This window comes from Candidatus Dependentiae bacterium, assembly GCA_020431705.1.
Classification (GTDB): Bacteria; Babelota; Babeliae; order Babelales; family Vermiphilaceae; genus JAGQHQ01.
The window spans coordinates 106,096-126,735 of the sequence record JAGQHQ010000001.1; the positions used below are offsets into that span (position 1 = coordinate 106,096).

General features: G+C 35.0%; 18 protein-coding genes. 10 read left to right on the forward strand and 8 right to left on the reverse strand.

Annotation, left to right across the window (positions count from 1 at the left end; all coding sequences use genetic code 11):
- Positions 1 to 66: 66 nt before the first annotated feature.
- Positions 67 to 1,554, reverse strand: a complete 1,488-nt coding sequence (gene lysS, locus KC460_00465) for a lysine--tRNA ligase (protein MCA9769827.1) — start codon at positions 1,552 to 1,554, stop codon at positions 67 to 69.
- A gap of 143 nt (positions 1,555 to 1,697) precedes the next feature.
- Here lysS and KC460_00470 point away from each other — a divergent pair, with 143 nt between their 5' ends.
- Complete coding sequence (locus tag KC460_00470; protein MCA9769828.1) at positions 1,698 to 2,822, forward strand: hypothetical protein; 1,125 nt, start codon at positions 1,698 to 1,700, stop codon at positions 2,820 to 2,822.
- A 7-nt stretch (positions 2,823 to 2,829) separates the two neighbouring features.
- On the opposite strand, the gene KC460_00475 is transcribed toward KC460_00470, so the two are convergent.
- On the reverse strand, positions 2,830 to 3,441 hold the full coding sequence (locus tag KC460_00475) for a superoxide dismutase (GenBank protein ID MCA9769829.1): 612 nt from the start codon (positions 3,439 to 3,441) through the stop codon (positions 2,830 to 2,832).
- A gap of 132 nt (positions 3,442 to 3,573) precedes the next feature.
- Positions 3,574 to 3,939, reverse strand: coding sequence for a septum formation initiator family protein (locus tag KC460_00480; GenBank protein MCA9769830.1), 366 nt, complete (start codon positions 3,937 to 3,939; stop codon positions 3,574 to 3,576).
- Positions 3,940 to 3,994: 55 nt separating this feature from the next.
- On the opposite strand from KC460_00480, the gene KC460_00485 reads away from it, so the two are divergent.
- Entirely contained in the window at positions 3,995 to 5,533 is a 1,539-nt protein-coding gene (locus KC460_00485) for a S41 family peptidase (GenBank protein ID MCA9769831.1), read from the forward strand.
- Here KC460_00485 and KC460_00490 read toward each other — a convergent pair.
- Both KC460_00490 and glmS read right to left on the reverse strand, forming a co-directional pair.
- On the reverse strand, positions 5,508 to 6,794 hold the full coding sequence (locus tag KC460_00490; GenBank protein ID MCA9769832.1) for an ATP-grasp domain-containing protein: 1,287 nt from the start codon (positions 6,792 to 6,794) through the stop codon (positions 5,508 to 5,510). The two genes, KC460_00485 and KC460_00490, sit on opposite strands and share 26 nt — an antisense overlap.
- Before the next feature lie 14 nt (positions 6,795 to 6,808).
- Positions 6,809 to 8,653, reverse strand: a complete 1,845-nt coding sequence (gene glmS / locus KC460_00495; GenBank protein ID MCA9769833.1) for a glutamine--fructose-6-phosphate transaminase (isomerizing) — start codon at positions 8,651 to 8,653, stop codon at positions 6,809 to 6,811.
- Between the two features lie 329 nt (positions 8,654 to 8,982).
- Between glmS and KC460_00500 the strand changes: the two genes are divergently transcribed.
- Entirely contained in the window at positions 8,983 to 9,885 is a 903-nt protein-coding gene (locus tag KC460_00500) for a hypothetical protein (GenBank protein MCA9769834.1), read from the forward strand.
- A gap of 57 nt (positions 9,886 to 9,942) precedes the next feature.
- Here the strand turns inward: KC460_00500 and rpsI are convergent, their stop codons facing one another.
- A complete protein-coding gene (rpsI, locus tag KC460_00505; protein MCA9769835.1) occupies positions 9,943 to 10,464 on the reverse strand; it encodes a 30S ribosomal protein S9 in 522 nt (173 codons plus the stop codon).
- Between the two features lie 216 nt (positions 10,465 to 10,680).
- Between rpsI and KC460_00510 the strand changes: the two genes are divergently transcribed.
- Entirely contained in the window at positions 10,681 to 11,787 is a 1,107-nt protein-coding gene (locus tag KC460_00510; GenBank protein MCA9769836.1) for a GNAT family N-acetyltransferase, read from the forward strand.
- Positions 11,788 to 11,795: 8 nt separating this feature from the next.
- On the opposite strand, the gene KC460_00515 is transcribed toward KC460_00510, so the two are convergent.
- Together KC460_00515 and KC460_00520 are read right to left on the reverse strand one after the other, a co-directional pair.
- Positions 11,796 to 12,146 carry a TraR/DksA C4-type zinc finger protein gene (locus tag KC460_00515; GenBank protein MCA9769837.1) on the reverse strand — a complete coding sequence of 117 codons (351 nt, stop codon included), beginning with the start codon at positions 12,144 to 12,146 and terminating at the stop codon, positions 11,796 to 11,798.
- Positions 12,094 to 12,630, reverse strand: coding sequence for a nucleoside deaminase (locus KC460_00520; protein ID MCA9769838.1), 537 nt, complete (start codon positions 12,628 to 12,630; stop codon positions 12,094 to 12,096). Before KC460_00520 ends, KC460_00515 begins: the two co-directional genes overlap by 53 nt.
- A 59-nt stretch (positions 12,631 to 12,689) precedes the next feature.
- Here KC460_00520 and KC460_00525 point away from each other — a divergent pair, with 59 nt between their 5' ends.
- The 6 genes from KC460_00525 to KC460_00550 all read left to right on the forward strand — a co-directional run bounded on the left by KC460_00525 (position 12,690) and on the right by KC460_00550 (position 20,568).
- Entirely contained in the window at positions 12,690 to 13,631 is a 942-nt protein-coding gene (locus tag KC460_00525; protein MCA9769839.1) for a hypothetical protein, read from the forward strand.
- A 177-nt stretch (positions 13,632 to 13,808) separates the two neighbouring features.
- Positions 13,809 to 16,259, forward strand: coding sequence for a DNA topoisomerase (ATP-hydrolyzing) subunit B (gyrB, locus tag KC460_00530; GenBank protein MCA9769840.1), 2,451 nt, complete (start codon positions 13,809 to 13,811; stop codon positions 16,257 to 16,259).
- A 79-nt stretch (positions 16,260 to 16,338) separates the two neighbouring features.
- On the forward strand, positions 16,339 to 17,352 hold the full coding sequence (gene tilS, locus KC460_00535) for a tRNA lysidine(34) synthetase TilS (GenBank protein MCA9769841.1): 1,014 nt from the start codon (positions 16,339 to 16,341) through the stop codon (positions 17,350 to 17,352).
- Positions 17,353 to 17,446: 94 nt separating this feature from the next.
- On the forward strand, positions 17,447 to 18,394 hold the full coding sequence (locus KC460_00540) for a TonB C-terminal domain-containing protein (GenBank protein ID MCA9769842.1): 948 nt from the start codon (positions 17,447 to 17,449) through the stop codon (positions 18,392 to 18,394).
- Positions 18,395 to 18,504: 110 nt separating this feature from the next.
- The gene (locus KC460_00545; GenBank protein ID MCA9769843.1) at positions 18,505 to 19,053 is read left to right on the forward strand and encodes a hypothetical protein; all 549 of its coding nucleotides are present in this window, start codon (positions 18,505 to 18,507) and stop codon (positions 19,051 to 19,053) included.
- A gap of 117 nt (positions 19,054 to 19,170) precedes the next feature.
- Positions 19,171 to 20,568 carry an FAD-dependent oxidoreductase gene (locus tag KC460_00550; protein MCA9769844.1) on the forward strand — a complete coding sequence of 466 codons (1,398 nt, stop codon included), beginning with the start codon at positions 19,171 to 19,173 and terminating at the stop codon, positions 20,566 to 20,568.
- Positions 20,569 to 20,640 lie beyond the last annotated feature (72 nt).

Here is a 20,640-nt window from a genome sequence, read left to right on the forward strand (position 1 = left end):
CCCTACTTATAATAGTGATACATATATCACTTATGTAACAAGGATAATTACATGAGAGCAATTATTTTAAAAATTTTCTGACTTTTTCTTTAGCGTTGGGAATAAAATAACATCTTTAATTGAGGTGGTATTGGTCAGCAACATAGTCAAACGATCAATTCCAATACCCACACCTGCAGTTGGAGGTAGCGCATACTCAAGAGCTAAAATATAATCAGCGTCAAAGTAGTGTGCCTCTTGGTCACCACCAGCACGCGCCTGCGCTTGCCATTTGAAACGTTCGGCTTGATCAAATGGATCGTTCAACTCGTTAAACCCATTACTTAATTCCATACCTCCAGCAAAAAGCTCAAAGCGAGCAGCAACCGTTTGGTCTTGTTGGTCTCTTTTTGAAAGTGGAGAAACTTCAATAGGAAAATGCGTAATAAATGTTGGCTGCATTAATTGTGGCTCCACTAACTCTTCAAATAACGCGAATATTTTTTCTCCTTGAGATGCATTTTTATTTGCAACCGATACATTATATTTTTTGAGTGTTGCATCGATAGTTATTTCTGAAAGATCATCTATGGAACATTCAGTTAATTCTAAAACAGAATTATATACACTGATACGTTTGAATGGCTTGTCAAAATCAAGCACCATGTCACCAAATGGCAACTGCAACGAATTACCCAACTCCATCGCAACTTGACGTATCATTTTTTCTACTAAGTCCATTACCCAGATGTAGTCTTTGTGCGCAGTATAAAACTCTAACATAGTGAATTCTGGATTATGTCGCGTTGAAATACCCTCATTACGAAAATTTCTATTAATTTCATACACACGCTCAAAACCACCAATAACCAAACGCTTCAAATATAATTCTGGTGCAATACGCAAGTAAAACTCGCTGTCTAGTGCATTATGATGTGTAACAAATGGTTTTGCTACCGCACCGCCAGGAATTGGATGCAGCATAGGTGTTTCCACTTCTATATAGCCATGATTATCTAAAAATGAACGTATTGTTTGCACAATCTTTGAACGTCTTACAAATCGCTCACGACTTTCTGCATTAGTAATTAGGTCTAAGTAACGCTGACGATAGATTGTTTCAATATCAGCAAGCCCATGAAATTTTTCCGGCAATGGATGCAAACACTTACTCAATAATACAAGATTCTGCACTCGAATAGTAATTTCTCCCATTTTTGTTCTAAACGAATAACCAGAACACCAGACAATATCACCTATATCAATATTGTGTTTTATATGTTCAAACGTATCATCCCCTACAATATCCTGGCGAATATAAATTTGCACTCTACCAGTGTGGTCTTGTATGGTTACAAAAGCAGTTTTTCCATGCATGCGCATAGTAACTACTCTACCTGCAACAGTATATTCACACTCTTTATCATCTTGAAATTCATCGATTATATCGTGTGCAGTAGCAGAAACTTCCATAAATTCAGGCCATGGCTCAATACCCAAAGCACGCATTTTTTCAACTTTTTCAACACGAATTTTGTGCTCGACAGAAACAGAAATTTCTTCTTTATTTTTCATGATATACTCTATAACTTGGTAAAGGATATTGTTTGTAGATGCATTATCAGTATACTCAATTATACAAAAATATAAAATATGTACACCAAAAATATATACAGTAGACTTTTGCTAAAACAGTGAATTAATTAGGAAATACAATTATGTATAAAAAAAACTTTGTTATGCTCATGCTAGCAAGTATATTATTCTCTTTTGGCATAACACATTCGATGAAAAGAAAAAAGAAAACTTGCACATCAAAGAATATTGTCACGAAAAAACGCTCAACTGGAACTGGTATTATACAAAAAAAACAACCACTAAACGGACTTCCACACCAAATTCCCTCTTTAACCAAGTTATGCATAGAAAAGGTAACTGACACTTTTAGCACTGCGTTCGAGGAATCCGAAAATGGAAGTCAGAGAATTCAGGTGTGCCAAAAATATTGGGATATAATAAAAAACATTCCAGACAAACTACAAGAAGAAATTACCCAAACTATTTTTCACAAATTGCGCAAAAAAAAAGTTAATCCTCTCTTATCAAAAAAATTTAGCATTTTACTCACCTTGTACGAAACCATTGAAAGTAACCACAATAAAAACACAAAAGACATGGCAAAAAAGATGATCATTGTAACATGCATCAAAGAATCAGGTCGTTTTGGGGTACGCCCTTTAACCATTAATAATATACTTACTCAAAAAAATTGGATTTCCAACTCCTTTAAAGAAAGATTTCTAACCGAACTTGACGACGAGAAATACATAGAAGCATTTACTAATATAATTGTAACTCAAACCAAAAAAGAGCTTTCTAATTTTTTTAAGCTAACACAAAAAAGAAAAGCAATCACTTCTAAGAATATACTGGGATGGCATTCTGGTTTACCAATTGAGAATGAACTTGATATTGTTTTAGAAACTTTAAATCCACCAAAAGTAGAACTTACTCTGAAACAGCCAAAAATGCACATTTGTACAACACCTTTTGATAAAAGTTCTTTTATTCGCACAATACGTGTTGCACAAAAAAAAAACAGCATATCTGGCTTAACGGAAATTCTAACTATGTTAACCGCAAAGATTGGAAAAAAACTCTTGTACTCGATGAACAATAACAATTACTACATCGTTAATAAAGAAACACAAGTAGAAGAAATTTCCAGAAAAAAAATCTGTCTCCGACATTTTTTTCAGTCATATATGTATACGATATGGCGCAGTACATTCAGTTTAACTGTCCTTGATGAAGCCAAAGACATATTTAATAAATCTCATTAAAAAAGTATTAAAATAATACTCGATAGTTTTCTTCTACTTTTTCCCAATTAATAACATGCCACCAAGCATTTATATAATCTGGACGACGATTTTGATATTTCAAATAATAAGCATGCTCCCACACATCCAAACCTAAAATCGGATATATATTTTGAGAAAGTGGAGAATCTTGGTTTAGTGTTGACATAATTCTAAGTTCACCATTTTGCACAACACAAAGCCATGCCCACCCAGATCCAAAAACTGTCTTTGCAGTAGCATTAAAATGATCTTGAAATATTTGAAAATTGCCAAAAGTTTTTTTTATTTCCTCCCCAATGTGTCCTTTTGGCTCACCCCCACCATTTTTTTTCATCACCTGCCAAAAAAGCGAATGATTATAGTGACCACCACCATTGTTACGAATACTAGCTTGAGCAGAATCTGGTAACGTATTGAGCTGTTTTAATAAATCTGTGAGTGGCTTATTTTGTAATTCAGGATGTGTTTCTAAGCAATTATTTAATATATTTACATATCCCTGATGATGTTTAGTATGATGAATCTCCATAGTCACCGTATCAATATACGGTTCAAGCGCACCATAATCATATGGCAATGAAGGTAATCGATATTCCATAAGAAAAAACTCCACATATTTATATACTGGTTAACAAAGTGTAGTGTAATGTATAGCACTATTCACTTTAATTGCCAATGCGATAAACAGAATTATGATAAATAAAAAGTACCCACGCAGATGACCCCTCCTCTATCCTATATAATAGACTTGTTCATTCTTGCGAGCCATTTGCAGCTGCTCACGCGCAATTTTCTCTTTATGGAAAATATTAGTTTGCCAAGAAATAATTTCTTGCTCCAGTATGTTAACTTCTTGCTTCAATAGAATAATTTCCTGCTCAAGCTTACTATTTTCTCGTTGTAACTGTTTAACGCGAACAATCCCCTGTGTTCCTAGTAAATATACTAGGCAAAATACAAACACTTCAATCACAAAAAATGCACGCATGATTGAGTGCTTTACAACAACCATCATTATTCCCTTTTTACTCAAAGCGTTGTCTATAGCTTTACTACTACCTATTTTTGTTCCTACTTTATACAATATTCTTTTCATTACTCAATAAATAAAGGTAGGGTAAAAAAATAAAAAACAAAAAAAAGGAAAAACCATGAAACAATACCTTACCCTCGCCCTTTTATTCTCACTTTCTACAACCAGTATAGTTCTGTGTGCAAAAATTGGTATGCAAAATAATAACAGCGCTACAAATAACAATAAGACAAACAGAGAAAATGAACAAAAAGAAGACAAAAGTTTTGATGAAATAGCCTACACCTGGACAAGAACTTTTGCAGAAATGTTACAAAAAACAGAACAGAAACATTATCGCATAAATAATCTACAAGAGTGCATGATTCATGCTTTTGATGCTTTTTTAAATTGCCTTGATCCACACTCTGATTTTTTGGGACCAAAATCATTTAAAAGTATTTCAGATAAAATTAGTGGAGAATTTTTTGGAATCGGCGTCATTATTGATGCAACACGAGATGCAAAAGATAAATTTATGACCATTGTAGATACAATACCAGAAGGTCCCTCGGATAAAGCTGGTATTCGTCCAATGGACAAAATTATTGAAATTGAAGGTAAACCACTTGAGGGAATGTCTACTGAAGAAACAATGGTTCTTCTCAAGGGACCTAAAGACAGTGTTGTTCATGTAAAAATATTACGAGATGGTCAATCTGATTTACTCGAGTTTGACATAATCCGTGATGTTATCAAAGAGCAAGTCCTCCTTGCTTTCTACCTAGAGAAAATTCAAACGTACTATGTTGCACTTACGATGTTTACTAGTAATTCAGCATATCAATTAGAAAAACTCCTTAATAAAATCAAAAAGAAAAAAGTACGTGCTCTCATTTTAGATCTACGTAATAATTCTGGCGGGCTTTTGGATGCTGCAATTGATATCATTGGTCTTTTTGCTCCTAATAAAAGTCTCGTCGTTACCCAAAAAGACAAAAACAACCAAGAAATTAATCGGCATGAAACGCACAGAGAGCCACTAGATATTAATGTACCAATATTTATTCTCACCAATAATTTTACCGCATCAGCTGCAGAAATTCTTGCTGGTTGTTTAAAACAGCATTCTGAACATCTGGAAAAAAAAGGTAAAAAACAAAAACAGTTAATGATCTTTATTGTTGGAAGCCGTACTTTTGGCAAAGGATCTGTACAAGAAGTAATTCCAGTGAGTAATAACAGCGCAGTAAAAATAACTACATCGCTTTACTTTCTACCAGATAATGTTTCTATTCAAGGCGAGGGTATTACACCCGATTTTGTTGTAGAAAAAACATTTCCACCAACAAAGCAAGTCAGCTGGTTTACTAAATATTATGGAAGAGAGCAGTCACTCAAAAATTATATCAAGACAACTGAGGACAAAGAAGAACAGGAAAAAGAGTCTCCAGATAAAAAAGAAGAAAAACTACAACACCAAACATGGTCACAGCGCGCACAGACGCGATTACAAGAAGACAATCAATTTAAACAAGCCCTCACATTGGCAAATATATATCATGTTGCCAAAACAAGTTGTCCGCAGAATGTAAGCAACCGGCACAAAGCAATTGAGTTCATGAATAGTGTATTTATTAGTGACAATGAAATTACGATGCAAGAGGTAAAAATTTGAACGGCAACAACCTCATACAGCGGTTGTAACGATCCAAAAGATCTTGTTTGGTAGTACCACCCAAGTGTATCAAGCCATAACGAAAGCTTTTTCCATCCTGAAAAGTATCTGAAAGCTTTTGCCCAGGCTGAACAAAAATTTGCACACGCGACTCGGGAAATGCTTGGTGTACACACGTAAGATCTTCTTCTGTTGGAACCTGTACAACTTTTTTATCTTCAAAAACACGCAATACAAAACTTGCCGCACACGCAAATCTTCCTTTATTTTTCTGTATCGTTGGCCTTTTGCCAAGTGCTAAATCTATAAGTACTGAGTATGAATTATATCCGTCAACCTTTTCGTACAAATCTGCAAATTGCGATGCCATGCGTGGATTGACCTCAATAATTTTAATTTCATCTTTGCGTTCGCTATACATCATTTCAATATTAAACATGGTATTATTAAGTCCCACACCACGCACAAAACATGATGTTATTACTGACATACGCTTTTGTACCAACTCAGGTAAACACGAAGGATAATCAAATCGTTTAAAACTAATAGTACCAGGAAACATAACCGAATCAGTAATTCCCATGATCGTTACCTCATTATTATGCACAAAACCTTCAACTGTTACCTGAATACCTGAGAGCAGCTCTTCAACAAGCAGATATCGTGCATCAATTTTACATGAGCTATAATGCTTTAAGAACCAATTAAATTGATGCAAAAACTCTTTTGGTAAAACACATGAACGCACAAAAAAATCAAGCTCTTCTTTTGAGTTTGCCTGATTGGCATAAAAAGAAAAAAACGATTTAATTGGCTTAATAAATACTGGAAATTGAAGCGCACATGATTTAATATTTCGACTATACGGATCAATAAGAAAAAATCTGGTAGTAGCTTCCGGCACATATTTTAACTGATCACAACGAGAATAATATTTATGCTGACATCGCAATACAATTTCGGGATCTGCACCGTACAGACCAAGATTCTTATTAATAACACTTGCAAATACCGAACCTGGATAATCCTCAGAACTCATAACCCCATCAATATTACGATCTTTACATAGCAATAACATCTTCTCTATAACATATTCTGGATCAAAAGACTTTGAAAGCAATCCAATCCCTTGAGCTATGATTCGCTCAAACCCAGTATCTTCATAATTATGAAATATGAAACTATGATCTTTTTGTACATGAGCAAAGACTAACTCTCTACGATCTCTTTGTGTTGGACATATCACCAATATATTTGCCACATTACTTCCAGTAATTACTCCACTGTTACAGACTTTGCTAAATTTCTAGGTTTATCAATTGCTCGCCCAAGCTCATTGGCAATGTGATATACAAAAAATTGCATAAGACCAGTCATAACAAGCGGATCTAACAACGGTCCAACTTGTGGCACCACAAAAACAGTATCCGCCAATGCACACAGCTCATCTTGTCCTTCAAAAGCAAATACAATCAAATGACCATTGCGAGCCTTTATTTCTTGTGCATTTGCAACTAACTTTTGATACACGATTAATTCCTGGCTTGAAAATAATACAACTGGTGTTTGCTCATCAATTAATGCAATTGGCCCATGCTTTAGTTCTCCAGCTGGATAACATTGTGCAAAAATATATGAAATCTCTTTGAGTTTTAAGGCCGCCTCCATAGCAAAAGGATAACTAATATGCCGGCCCAAAAAAATATAGCGTTTATATTGTGCATATTTTTTTGCAAGTGTATGCACAATTACACGTTTATAATTTTCAATACTGTTTTCTAGTAATTCTGCTGCAACTAGTAAATGTGCTTCAGCAGTTTTAAACTGTGCCGCATTAATAATCTTTTTTTCATACGCAATACGACGAGCAAGCCAGTATAAAGCTGTCAGTTGTGTAGAAAATGCTTTAGTTGAGGCAACAGCGACTTCTTGCCCTGCTTGCGTGAGCAAAAAACCATCAGCCTCGCGCACTATCGTGCTTGAAGCAACATTCGTTAATGCAATTGTAGATAACTCAAACTCGCGTATCATATGTAGCGCTTCTAAGGTATCAGCTGTTTCACCCGATTGAGAAACCATAATATACACTGTATGCCTATCGGGAAAAAAAGGCATATACCGAAATTCTGACGCTAAAGAAACACGTGTTGGTATCATGCAGAAACGCTCGAAAAAAAATTGTGCAATACGTGATGCATGCCATGAAGTACCACACGCTACCAAGTTAATTTTATCAAGTCGCTTAACACGCTGTGCGCTTAAGCCGACATGATCCCATATTTTTGGTCCAAGTGAATGTAAAAAATCTATTGTGTCATGAATAGCACCTTTTTGCTCATAAATTTCTTTGAGCATAAAATGCGTATATCCTTTTTTTCCGTACCCCTTCCAATCAACATCAGTTTCTTGTACATCTAATTTTAATGGTTTTCCTTTAAAATCATAAAGATCAATAGTATTATACTTTACCAATGCAAAACTTTGATCTGGTAGAAAAAGTACTTTCTTTGTTTTACCTGCAAATGCCAATTGATCAGAAGCAATAAACATTTCATCATTACCAAGTCCAATACAAAGCGGTGAACGCTTGCGTATCAATAACATCATGTCTGGGTGTTCCTGCATCAGTACAACTAGCGCATATGCACCATCCAATTGATTAACCAAATCAACTATCGCACCTTTAAATGTTTCATGTATTTTTAATAGCGTTTCGAAAAGATGTGCTACTGTTTCAGTATCGGTTTCTGAATGAAACGTATGACCGGTATTTTTTAATTGCTTGCGTAGCTCATGATGATTTTCTACAATACCATTATGGACCAACGAAATAGTTTTTTCACAATCAAAATGAGGGTGTGCATTTTCATATGAAGACAAGCCATGTGTAGACCACCTTGTATGTCCGATAGATACATTTCCATCGATTGGTGTTTTTTCAAGCTGTTCTTGTAAATTACTCAATCTTCCAGGCGTTTTGGCATACAGTAAGTGATTATTTTCAGGGCTCAAGCACGCAAAGCCCGCAGAGTCATATCCGCGATATTCTAGCCGCCCAAGACCCTCTAATACGCATTCCCTGCTATTCTTTTTCCCTATATAACCAAATACGCTGCACATACGACTCCTTCTAAGTCTAATCTATTTTATTGTTGTTTCATGGATAAATATGCACTGAAGTTTATCAAGGAAAGAATAACCTGTCGACACACTCTATAAATCTATACCTATTAGATTGCATAAGAAAATTGAATAAGAAATCTGTAAACTTTTAGATAAATTTCAAATGAACATATACACCTCGCGCTACATAATCAATTTTTAAATAATTGCACTAATATCTATTTCTATTTGACAATATTGCGAATGAGCGATAGTCTATAATGTAAGTATAGTGATATTTTTATCGCCAAAAAAACATTGTATATTAGATAGTACTAAGGATGAAGATGAAAAAATACCTTTTAGTTTATGCTTTACTGTTGAATATAGTTGCAGTATCCAAAATGCAACCATCAGAACCTCCAATGTACATCGAAGAGTTAATAAAATCAGGCTTTCCAACAAAGATGGAGTTCTGTCTGGAGAAAGTGTTTATTCATTTGCCACTTTCAATGCTTTACAAAAAATATGTAAAACCAACATGTTTTGATTCTAAAAAGCCTATTACTTTAGACACTCGCTATGGCATGATAACGTTACCCATTAGTCCTCGTAATATCTCGAGTCATTTTTTTGAAAATATTGCTATGCATTGTATATATAGATTTTTCTTGGTTTACCACAATGATCTGTGTCGGATGACACAGTATTGCGGCGCATTTTCTACATTACTTGATAATGTACCATTCATTAAAACGATGAAGACTTGCTATAATTTAAAAGAAAAAGTACTTTTCTATTTTAATGGCAAATTTAAAAACATCCCTCTTTCCATACAGGCTCTAAAAGTAATTAATATTGCTGGAAGCCAAGCTTCTATGGATTTAGGTGAAAGACTGGCAAAAAAATATGGTGTTATTAACGCAGCTGAAAAATATTTAGGAACTATAGGAAAAATAGCTGCGAAAAAACTTTCTTGCACAATCGGTTCGGCACTTTATTCAATAATCTTGGGTACTGCAGGTACATGCTTTGATGTAAACTGGAATATACAAAAACCATCTTTACCTGATATTCCTATGTTTGGTATTTTCAATAAAGAAAGACGTTATAATCCAGAGATAGGATGTACTATCGACATAAATTATAGACCAAAAAAAACGTGGTTGGAGACCATTGCTGCAAGTATCAATCTGAAATTTTTTGTCGCCTTTCCTTGTTTAAAAGGAGAATGGATTCACTCATTCTGAAAAAACAACCGGAAAAAATCGCTTTTTTCAGAAAATTTATAGAGCAAATAAGAAATATTAGCGTTTTACAAATTGGAACTTACGGCGAGCACCACGTTGACCATATTTCTTACGCTCTTTATTACGTGCATCAACAGTTAATAGACCGTGTTTACGAAGCTCTGGTTTAAGTGCTGAATCAACATCAACTAATGCACGTGCAATACCAAGTTTAACGGCATCGGCTTGGCCCCAAAGCCCACCGCCCCGTACATTCACTTGTGCATCATACATAATAGAAATAGATACCGCTTTAAATGCCATTACTGCAGTTGCAGCAGTAACTTTAGTGTCAAAATACATATCTAATTTTTTACCATTAACCACAATATCACCCTTGCCACGTTTAAGCCACACGCGAGCAACCGCCTTTTTTCGTCGGCCTACACCATGAGCACGTAAAGGATTTAAGATACCTTTTGCTTGAATTGTAGTACTTTTTTTTTCAATTTTCTTATCAGCCACTTTTAACTCTACAGATTTTTTCACTTCAGTTTTTTCCTGAGACGTAGCTTTTGGCGCTCTTTTTGCTTCTGCCATAACGTTATTAAACCTTTATAGTTATTCAAATCGAATATTCAGATATATTTTGATGTATTCATAGTAGCCAGAACAACTCAAAATGTCAATTATTCCTCATTTTTCACACTTTTCACCATACAAAAGCTCAAAACCAACCTTCATTTTTTCGTTGATAATGCTATAATTAAGTCATGTTTAGGGATATAGTACTACTTACTGTTATGGGGGAAGTTTATGATCTGTTTTTTGTTTAAAAAAATACTTCTATTGGTATTTTTGGTTTTTGCTTTTAACACCTTTATCGCTTGCACTGGATTGCTATCATTTGTTCAAGAAAAATATCATCTAGTAAAAAAATCATTCGAGATGTATAAAACAAGATCTCACCTGATACAACAATTGAAAAAACTTTATTTAGAGAAAAAATTTATTCAAAAATTACCTAGCGGTCATAGTATTGTTCGATATAAAAAAAATGTTCACCGAACAATGGTAAAAACATACCTCAAGCGCTATGCAAAGCAGTTACGCTTAAAAGAATTGTTTGGCCATAATTATATTAATAAAGCACTCAAATTTATGGAACAAAAAAATGTTAGAACTCTCGTATATTGCATAGACAATAAACATCATATTGGTTTCCTTACCTATAGCATCACACCACGCAAAGCACTTTGGAATAAAGTAAACGCAAACTTTTTACTTGGTAATAAAGCAACAATTCACTTTTTCTGCATTTCTATTAGCCATCGCAACAATGGATATGGTACCTCACTACTCAAGAGAGCATTAACATGGCTTCATGCACAAACATCTGTAGTATATGTTACCGCACAAGCACGCCATTGTGATATTGTAGCACATTATGTATTCGAGAAAGCTCATTTTAATGCATATAAAGATAAACAAACCGTTTTATATACGCATTACTTTGATAGAAACAATTATTCCTTTGATAAGAGAACACAACAAGAATACAAAGATTTATTAGAAGGCGACTTTTTTGATAATACACAAGATAGTTACTTGACAAAAAGACTACACCATCAACAGATTCATTGTGCAACCAACAGCCCAACACAGTCCCAACAGTATAATCACCAAGTCCTCAATAGCACAACAGATGTTGAAACGTGTAGTACTTTTGAAACATTACCTGAAACAAATACCAGTACAACAATGACACTCGGCCAAGTAAATGTTTCATTTGATAATACAAAAAAACCACAAGAAAATGTTGAAGTGGATGGCTACACACCTCTGATTAATTCATGGAAAAATTGGTGGTTCGATGACGGATACAGCGGTCAATACAAGTTTTCTGATTATTATTATTGTTAAATAACGTTTTATTCGATGCCTTCTTCAAAAATTTCTTGACATGCCAAACATCTTGTCGCGTTGGGATACAAATTTAATCGCTTTAGTTTAATGGGCAACTCACAATCTGTACAAATGCCATACGTACCTTCTTCGATCATCTGTAGTGCTTCCAAAATACGCATATACTCTTCCCGCTTAGTGTTATGCAGCGAGCCTTTGAGTGCTTCCATTGTCGCAGAAAGAGCCTGATCTCCAGCATCTTGCACTTGCCCATCAGAGAATTTTTCTTGGTACAACTGAGTCATACCTTCTTCTAGCTCAGCTTTACGTGTAAGAAGTGCTTCTTTTATCTTCCCCAGGTCCTTGCGTGCTTCCACTGCTTTTCCTTTTTTGTTTAAAAAATTGCTTCAATAATTCAACTGATTTTTCCGACTGTATGCAAACTATGGCGCTTAAAGCATCTCTCTTGTATAGCGGAAGTCCATCATCATTGTCAAGTTGATTTTGATTTGAATACCCGAACAATGGAGACGGTGCACCAAATACTACACCTTCTAGCCTGCTCAGTATAATTAAATTCATACACATAGCACAGGGCTCAAGCGTTACATAAAGCCAACATTCTTCTAAACGCCAATCTCCCTGTACTTTACCCGCTTGCTCTATAGCAAGTATTTCTGCATGCGCAGATTGTGAACATTTGGCCATAACCTGATTATGCCCTCGCCCAATAATATTACCCCGAACATCAACAACGACAGCCCCAATGGGTACTTCATCCTGCTTAAGCGATTTCTGGGCCTGAGTTAATGCCTCTTGCATAAAAATTGCATGTTGTTTATCACTAAATTTGCATTCCATTATTAAGCCGATATACTTACTCGCTAGTTAAACTATTCGTATTACATTAAAGAGAGATAATGTCACTTAGATCCCTTACTTTTAGTATAAAAAAGACAATAACACTCTGCAATATAGCATTCTTTCTCTCCATTTTTTCCGTATTAGTTTCTTTGTCTTTACATGCTATGGAACAAGACATAAAAAAAGAAATATGGTTCACAGAACAATTCAAAGAAATTTCTGCAGGTACATTTGCAGGTTGCTTGACTGCAGTAATTGATCAACCAGGCATTGCAACAAAGAATGCTAAACAACGGGGAATAACTTCACTTACTCATTATTTTTCAAAAAATCCCTTACTTTTCTTTGAAGGATTAATAATCAACATGGCCAGCATTGGTCCAATAACCGGCCTGCAGGTATGTGCAGATAGCATACTCTCTAATATCTTTAATCCCCAAACACTCTTTGGGCAAGGTATGAGTGCATCTGGAGGTGGCAGCATTGCAAGTTTTATAGCTGGTCCAGTAGAAAACATTATACTCCAGCAACAACAGGTTCTAGAATATCACTCAAAACATATCGGCCCTATACAAGCAACAAAAAATGTTATTAATACATATGGCTGGAAGGGATTGTTCAGGGGATTAGAGTCAACAATACTACGCGATGGCCCATATACTGCAAGCTATCTGGTACTTACACCTTACTTTGCATCATTGGCAAAAAAATATACCGCAATCAAACATGATCTAGTAACAATTTTGACTGGTGGATCAACAGCAGGTATACTTGCAGCAGTTGCAACTCAACCATTTGATGTAATAAAAACAAAATTACAAACAAACCTACGCGGTGATACATATCCTAATTTTTTTTCTACAGTAAAAGCAGTTTATACACAACGTGGACTAACTGGTTTTTTTGATGGATTAATTGGCAGAGGAATTAGGACCATAAATGGCACAACTGCTACATATTTTGTTTATATAAAGACAAAGGCACTTTTATCTCCATAAAAAATTGACAATAAACATTGCATTTTCAACGAAATTATAAACAAAAAACACAAGTTGTACCAAACAACAATCAAATCATCTGGCATGACGTGCAAAAAGTAGCTTTTTGGGCTACACTTATAGTATAGCTCGTTACAAGGTATGATAAGCAGCTTTTTTGCCATGGGAGATTTCAAGATGGCCGATACAGGTAATAAAGAATACAAAGCACATTCCATTAAAATAATGGAAGGTCTAGAGGCTGTGAGGAAACGCCCAGCCATGTACATAGGTTCAACAGGACCAAAAGGATTGCACCACTTGGTGTATGAAGTCGTCGATAACTCAGTAGACGAAGCACTTGCCGGCTATTGCGATAACATCACTGTTATATTACACAAAGATGGATCTTGTTCTGTAGAAGATAATGGACGTGGTATTCCAACTGGCATTCATCCAAAAGAAAAAATTTCTGCAACGGAGGTTGTTTTAACAAAGTTACACGCGGGTGGTAAGTTTGAAAAAGATGCATATAAATACTCCGGGGGTCTTCATGGTGTTGGTATCTCGGTAGTAAACGCTCTTTCTATTAAATTGCACGTTACTGTTTTTCAAGAAGGTAAAGTACACGAACAAGATTACGAACGAGGAAAACCTCTTGGACCATTACAAGCAACTGGCACAACAAGGAAACGAGGCACACTTATCCGATTCACACCTGATCCTAAAATTTTTGAAGATACTGTTGATTTCAGTTTTGATACGCTCGCATCACGCTTACGTGAGCTTGCATTTTTAAATAAAAAGTTACGTATTACATTAAGCAGTGAAGAACTCAACAAAAAAATTGAATTTTATTTTGAAGGTGGCATTCAATCATTTGTTGAGCACATCAATAAAAAGAAAAATCCCCTCTTTCCAGATATTATTTATTATGAGCAAAGTGACGATAAATATATGCTAGAAGTTGCCTTGCAATATAATGATGGATATGGCGAACAATTGTATTCGTTTGTAAACAATATCAATACCATTGAGGGCGGTACTCACGTTTCTGGATTTCGTTCAGCACTCACTAAAATATTCAATAGAAAAGCACCACAATTTAAAATTCTTAAAGAAGGTGAAAGTTTCTCTAGTGAAGATGTGCGTGAAGGTTTAGTAGGCGTTATCAGCATGAAAGTCCCTGAACCACAATTTGAAGGACAAACAAAAACAAAACTTGGCAATAGTGAAGTAAAAGGACTGGTTGATTCATGGCTTTTCTCTTTTCTTGATACATTCTTTGAAGAAAATCCAGTTATTGGTAAAAAAATTTTACAAAAAGCTGAGGTTGCAAAACGCGCGCGAGAAGCTGCCCGTAAAGCACGCGATTTAACTCGAAGAAAAACAGCATTAGAATCAGCAATTTTGCCAGGTAAGTTGGCCGATTGTTCTAATGAAGATCCAATACAGACTGAGTTATTTATTGTTGAAGGCGATTCTGCTGGTGGCTCAGCAAAACAAGGACGAGATCGTAATACGCAGGCTATTTTACCATTACGTGGCAAAATTCTAAACGTAGAAAAAGCGCGCCTTGATAAAGTACTATCTAATGAAGAAATCAAATCCCTTATTGCTGCTATTGGATGTGGTATTGGTCAAGAAGAATTCAATCCAGATAAGGCTCGTTACCACAAAATTATTTTAATGACAGATGCCGATATTGATGGTGCGCATATTAGAACACTATTATTAACATTCTTCTTTAGATACATGAAGCCACTTATTGAACGTGGTTACCTATATATTGCACAACCACCTTTGTATAAAATAAAAATTGGTAAAAAAGAACAATATCTCAAAGACGATAAAGAATTTAGACGGTTCTTATTCGACTGGGCTCAAGAACAAACAACACTTACAATCAATGACACAACGCTAGAAACTGCTACATGGCAAAAACTCTTGGATACATTGTTTGCGTATGAACAACAGTTACATAAAATAAGTGCCGTTTACGCCATTGCATACGACAATATGCACAGATTAGCATCCTGCATACACGCAATGCCATGGGAAGTTGCTGATGGAATTTCTGTATTACTTGCAAATTTAAAAAAATACTTTAAGCAATATCTGATTAGCATAGAACAAGCAGACCCGGTTGAAGTAAAAATAAAAGGTACTGATGAACAAGGCAAAGAAGTAGAAATTATAGAAAAACAAGAAGCAGAGTCTTTTGTTGTATTCAAAATATTAAACAAAGAGTGGCGCATCCCTGTTTCTTTCTTCAATTCAGAAGACGCACAGACACTTGTCAATGCATTTGTTCCACTTGTTGATCTTCAGCAAAAACAATGGACGCTTAAAATTGTTGATAAAGAAAAAAGAATCAGCAATAGAGGTACTATTCGTTTAATTAATGCAATTGCCACAATCAGTAAACCCTATATGCATATTCAACGTTATAAAGGTCTTGGTGAAATGAACCCAGAACAATTATGGGAAACATCAATGGATGCTAAACAGCGAAGCTTGCTGAAAGTAACAATCGAAGATGCGCTTGAAGCTGACAATTGGTTTACTACACTCATGGGTGACCAAGTTGCTGGTAGAAGACAATATATTGAAGATTATGGACATTTTGTTAAAAACTTGGATGTTTAAATTTCTCTAAAAAATAATATTTTTGAGAAAAACCACGGATTTTTGATACCAAAGCATTATTTTGTGCTATACTTCCAACATGGGGACACAAAAAAAAACATTTGCAAAAAATGGTAATTACATCAAAGATATTCACAATTTTATTGCGAAAGAACAGTTGATTCATCATGGGTCAACTGTTCTTTTAGGCCTCTCTGGTGGCCCTGACTCTATTTTTTTGCTACATGTTCTAGTCCAATATCAAAAAGACACTTCATTTAAACTTGTTGCCGCACATCTTGACCACGAATGGCGAGATAATTCTGCCGTAGACGCTCAATTTTGCCAACAAACGTGTGAGAAGCTCGGAGTGCCGCTGATTAGTCAAAAAATGTCTGAAATTAAATTTGATCGTAAATTTGATGGCTCTCGTGAAAGCTCTGCACGGCATATTCGTCGTTATTATTTTGAATCTATAATTCAAAATAAAGCAAAAGCTCATATTGCCCTGGCCCATCATGCACAAGATCAGCAAGAAACTTTTTTTATTCGCCTGTTGCGTGGTGCAAGTTTGAGCGGGCTGACCAGTATGAGTATGCAAGATGGATTGTACATCAGGCCATTATTACACATACATAAAAAAGATATATTAGAATATCTAAATACACACAATATCGCTTATCTGACAGACCCAACAAACAAATCTAATACGTTTTTACGCAATAGAATTCGCAATCATGTTATTCCCGCGTTGCAAAAAGCTGATAATCGTTTTGATAACAACTTTGCAATTATGCTCAAACGATTACAAGATACTGAGCTATTCTTACAACAACTTACAGCAAAAACGTTTAAAGATCTTATACAGCACAAAGAAGGTGCTTCACATATAAACCTAAACCTAAATAAATTATTTGCCTTAAATAGAGTAATGCAACATCGGGTAATTCTTTATTGGCTGTGTACAGAACAAGTCAGTTTTGTGCCAACAGAATCTTTATTTAATGAAATTCTACGCTTTTTAAAACAACCAGGAAACAATATTCATTATGTACATTCCACCTGGGCCATTAATAAAAAAAAACAATGCGCAGAAATTATTTTCACTCCTTAGAAAAACATATAATCATTTTTATTGTTGCGCATAATTGAGTAGACTATACCCAGTTAATCAATAATAATATTGAATAAAAAAGTTGGGAGTAACAGTGGAAAACACTGTATCACGCAGTAAAAAAATAAGTATCGCGTTATTTTCTCTTGCGCTGCATATGATGCTATTTTTACTTCTTTTTGTATCGCTAACAGACCCAACGACACGTAAGCAGTTGTTACAAAGACAACGAATAGAACTATTAAAGAAACTTGCACAGGTACCAAAGCAAAAATTTAAATGGGCAGCTACTAAGGCACGTGCATCACAATTTGGTGCACCAGTTGTATTTGCTAATCCTACCCAACAACAACAAACCACCTACGAAAAAAAATCTGGTGCTACTCAAAAACAAACACAACTGATACAAAAAATAGCTCTACAACAAACTGAACAAAAAAAGATTACTAAGGAAAAAATCATTAAAGAAGGAAAAGTAGATAAGCCTCAAAAACAAGAAATACAGCCCAAACTAGTAAAAAAAGATACAATACAACAAGTAGTTCAAAAAGAAACAATACCAAAACCCCTGCTAAAGCCAGAGCTCCAGAAACCGAAAACAAGTCTCACCCTTGCACAGATAACTAAAGGATTTTTAGAGCAAATAAAAGGTAAAGGTGATCATACCGTTACTATGCATGGTGATAAAAACAGACTACCCACTGATGAGCAACTCAAACATGAACGTTATTTGCAAAGACTGCAATGGTGCCTACAAAATTCTATGAAAATTCATCAAGGCAAATATACACCTCACCAATCGGTCAAAACCAGCCTTGATATGTTTATTGCTCTCGATAAAGATGGTAAATTAACAGAACTAACATTATTGCGCTCATCTGGCATTGCTCAACTTGATGAATTTATGCTCTTTGCCTTTCAAGATGCTAGCAGCAGTTTCCCACCCGTTCCTGAGTTTTTCAAAAAAGAGCTTTACAGCATTATTTTTACAGTAAAAGTTAATGAGATGCCACAGCCTGGCTTTAGGTTATTTATGCAATAACTCATGGATTTGCTCCATTGAACAACTTAATTTCAAAATACTTCACGCTTGCTTAATAAATGTGTTAGAGTCCACAAAAATAACAGTTATACTTTATGAATGGAGACGCAATGCAACAGCCATTTCTCTTCTATATCATTTTTTTATTTTTAGTTATCGTCCGGTTTATCAATACAGCAGACAACTTTACCATTACGCTTGAGCCCACATGGAAAAACCTTGAACAACGCAAAACAAAAAATATACGTAAGTTTGGAGGTAAGTGGATTCTTGCTGGCAGTATTACATTCAAAAAGAAAGCAAAGGATACTGTCACACTAGGTAAAATATATTTACAATGGCATGGCCCAACATTAGAGAATGTTGTTGGCTCTTTATATAAAAAAAAACCAGATAAAGACTTTTTACCTATTGAAGAAAACATACTTACAGATGGTAAATGGAACAAAAAAAAGCAAACATTAATGTTTAATTTTCCCTCCTATGAATATTTAGGTGCAGTCAATACGTTTTATGTAGTTCTTACCATCCCACCAGACCGAGAACATCATCTTAAAAACGGGCATTTCTCTTTAGAAAAACGATGCCTTCCTGGCCCTTATAGAGAATGCATTTATAATAATAAACTTGCATTCAATAAGAATCTATTCCAAGATTAAAATCTTAAAATAAAAAAAGCCTGTGCAAAAGCAGGCTTTCTTTATGCACTAGACATTTACTGCTATCCATTTTATAACTAGGCCAACAAAAGAGAGTACATCAAGCAGGAGAGTCATGTGGCAGAAATTGTTATTATTGGTACAGGTCCAACCGGACTTTCAGCAGCCTATCATTTAGAACAATTAGGCTTTACCGACTACATACTTTTTGAAAAAGAGTCAAGCGTTGGTGGTTTGTGCCGCTCTGTATATCAAGATGGCTTTACATTTGATTATACCGGTCATTTTTTACATATTAATGACGATTATGTGCGCTCATTTATTACTAATCTCATTGGTCTAGAACATTTTAATACCATCACACGTCAATCATTTATTTATTCACGTGGTGTTTATACTAACTATCCGTTTCAAATAAATTTATTTGGTTTACCACATAATGTAATAGCAGACTGCATTGAGGGATACATCGCACGGGATCAAAGCAAGCATTGCACAACAGACTCATTTGCAGACTGGGTTAACAAATGTTTCGGGCCTGGATTTGCTAAACATTTTTTTACCCCATATCAAACAAAAATTTTTGCCTACGACATTCGCAAAATATCTGCTAGCTGGACGGGTCGCTTCGTACCAAAAACATCACTCAGGGAAATTATCTGCGGTGCATTATGCGCACCAGAAAAATCATCTATCGGCTACAATGCACAATTTTTATACCCCTTGCACGGCGGTATCCAATCATGGCTTGAAAAAGTTGCTCAACACATTAAACAACCTATACAACTTAATACGCGTGTTACACATGTTGACTTAAAAGAAAAAGCTGTACACTTACACAATGGCCATATCGAAAAATTTGGCTATTTGATTAACACAATGCCGCTTAATTGTTTACTTGATTGCTTAAAAGAAAAATCTTCTCATCGTTTAAAACAAGCCACAAAATATTTAAAGTGCAACAAAGTAGTTAACTTTAACCTCGGTATCAAAAATCACACACTAAACGATAAACACTGGATTTATTACCCAGAAAAACACTATCCCTTTTATAGAATTGGATTTCCTCATATGTTTTCTCCGCATATGGCTCCACAACATTGCAGTTCGCTTGCTGGCGAATTTGCCCATATTAACAAATCAAAAATGTGGATACAAAAAAAACTTACAGAAAGCATTGATATCGTAAAAAAACTATTTAATATCCATGACGATGATATCATCACTCAAAAAATTATACACATACAGCACGCATATGTTATTTATGATTTTTGGAGAGAAAAGCACTTAACACAATTACTCAAAACACTAGAAAATGAATCGATTTACTCTGCTGGGCGCTATGCACAATGGAAATATTCAAGCATGCAAGAGGCAATTCTTGACGGTAAAGAGGTTGTTAACAAATTACTAATAAAACACACGCATAAAGCAACAAGAAACATTATGATAAAAGATATGTTCATAAAAAACACGTATATAACTAGCTACAATCAAGATATGAGTAAGCAATGAAGAATAAAATAAAACACTTCAGCATGCTATTATTTATATCAGTTATCTTTTTTATACAAAATTTATGCATAT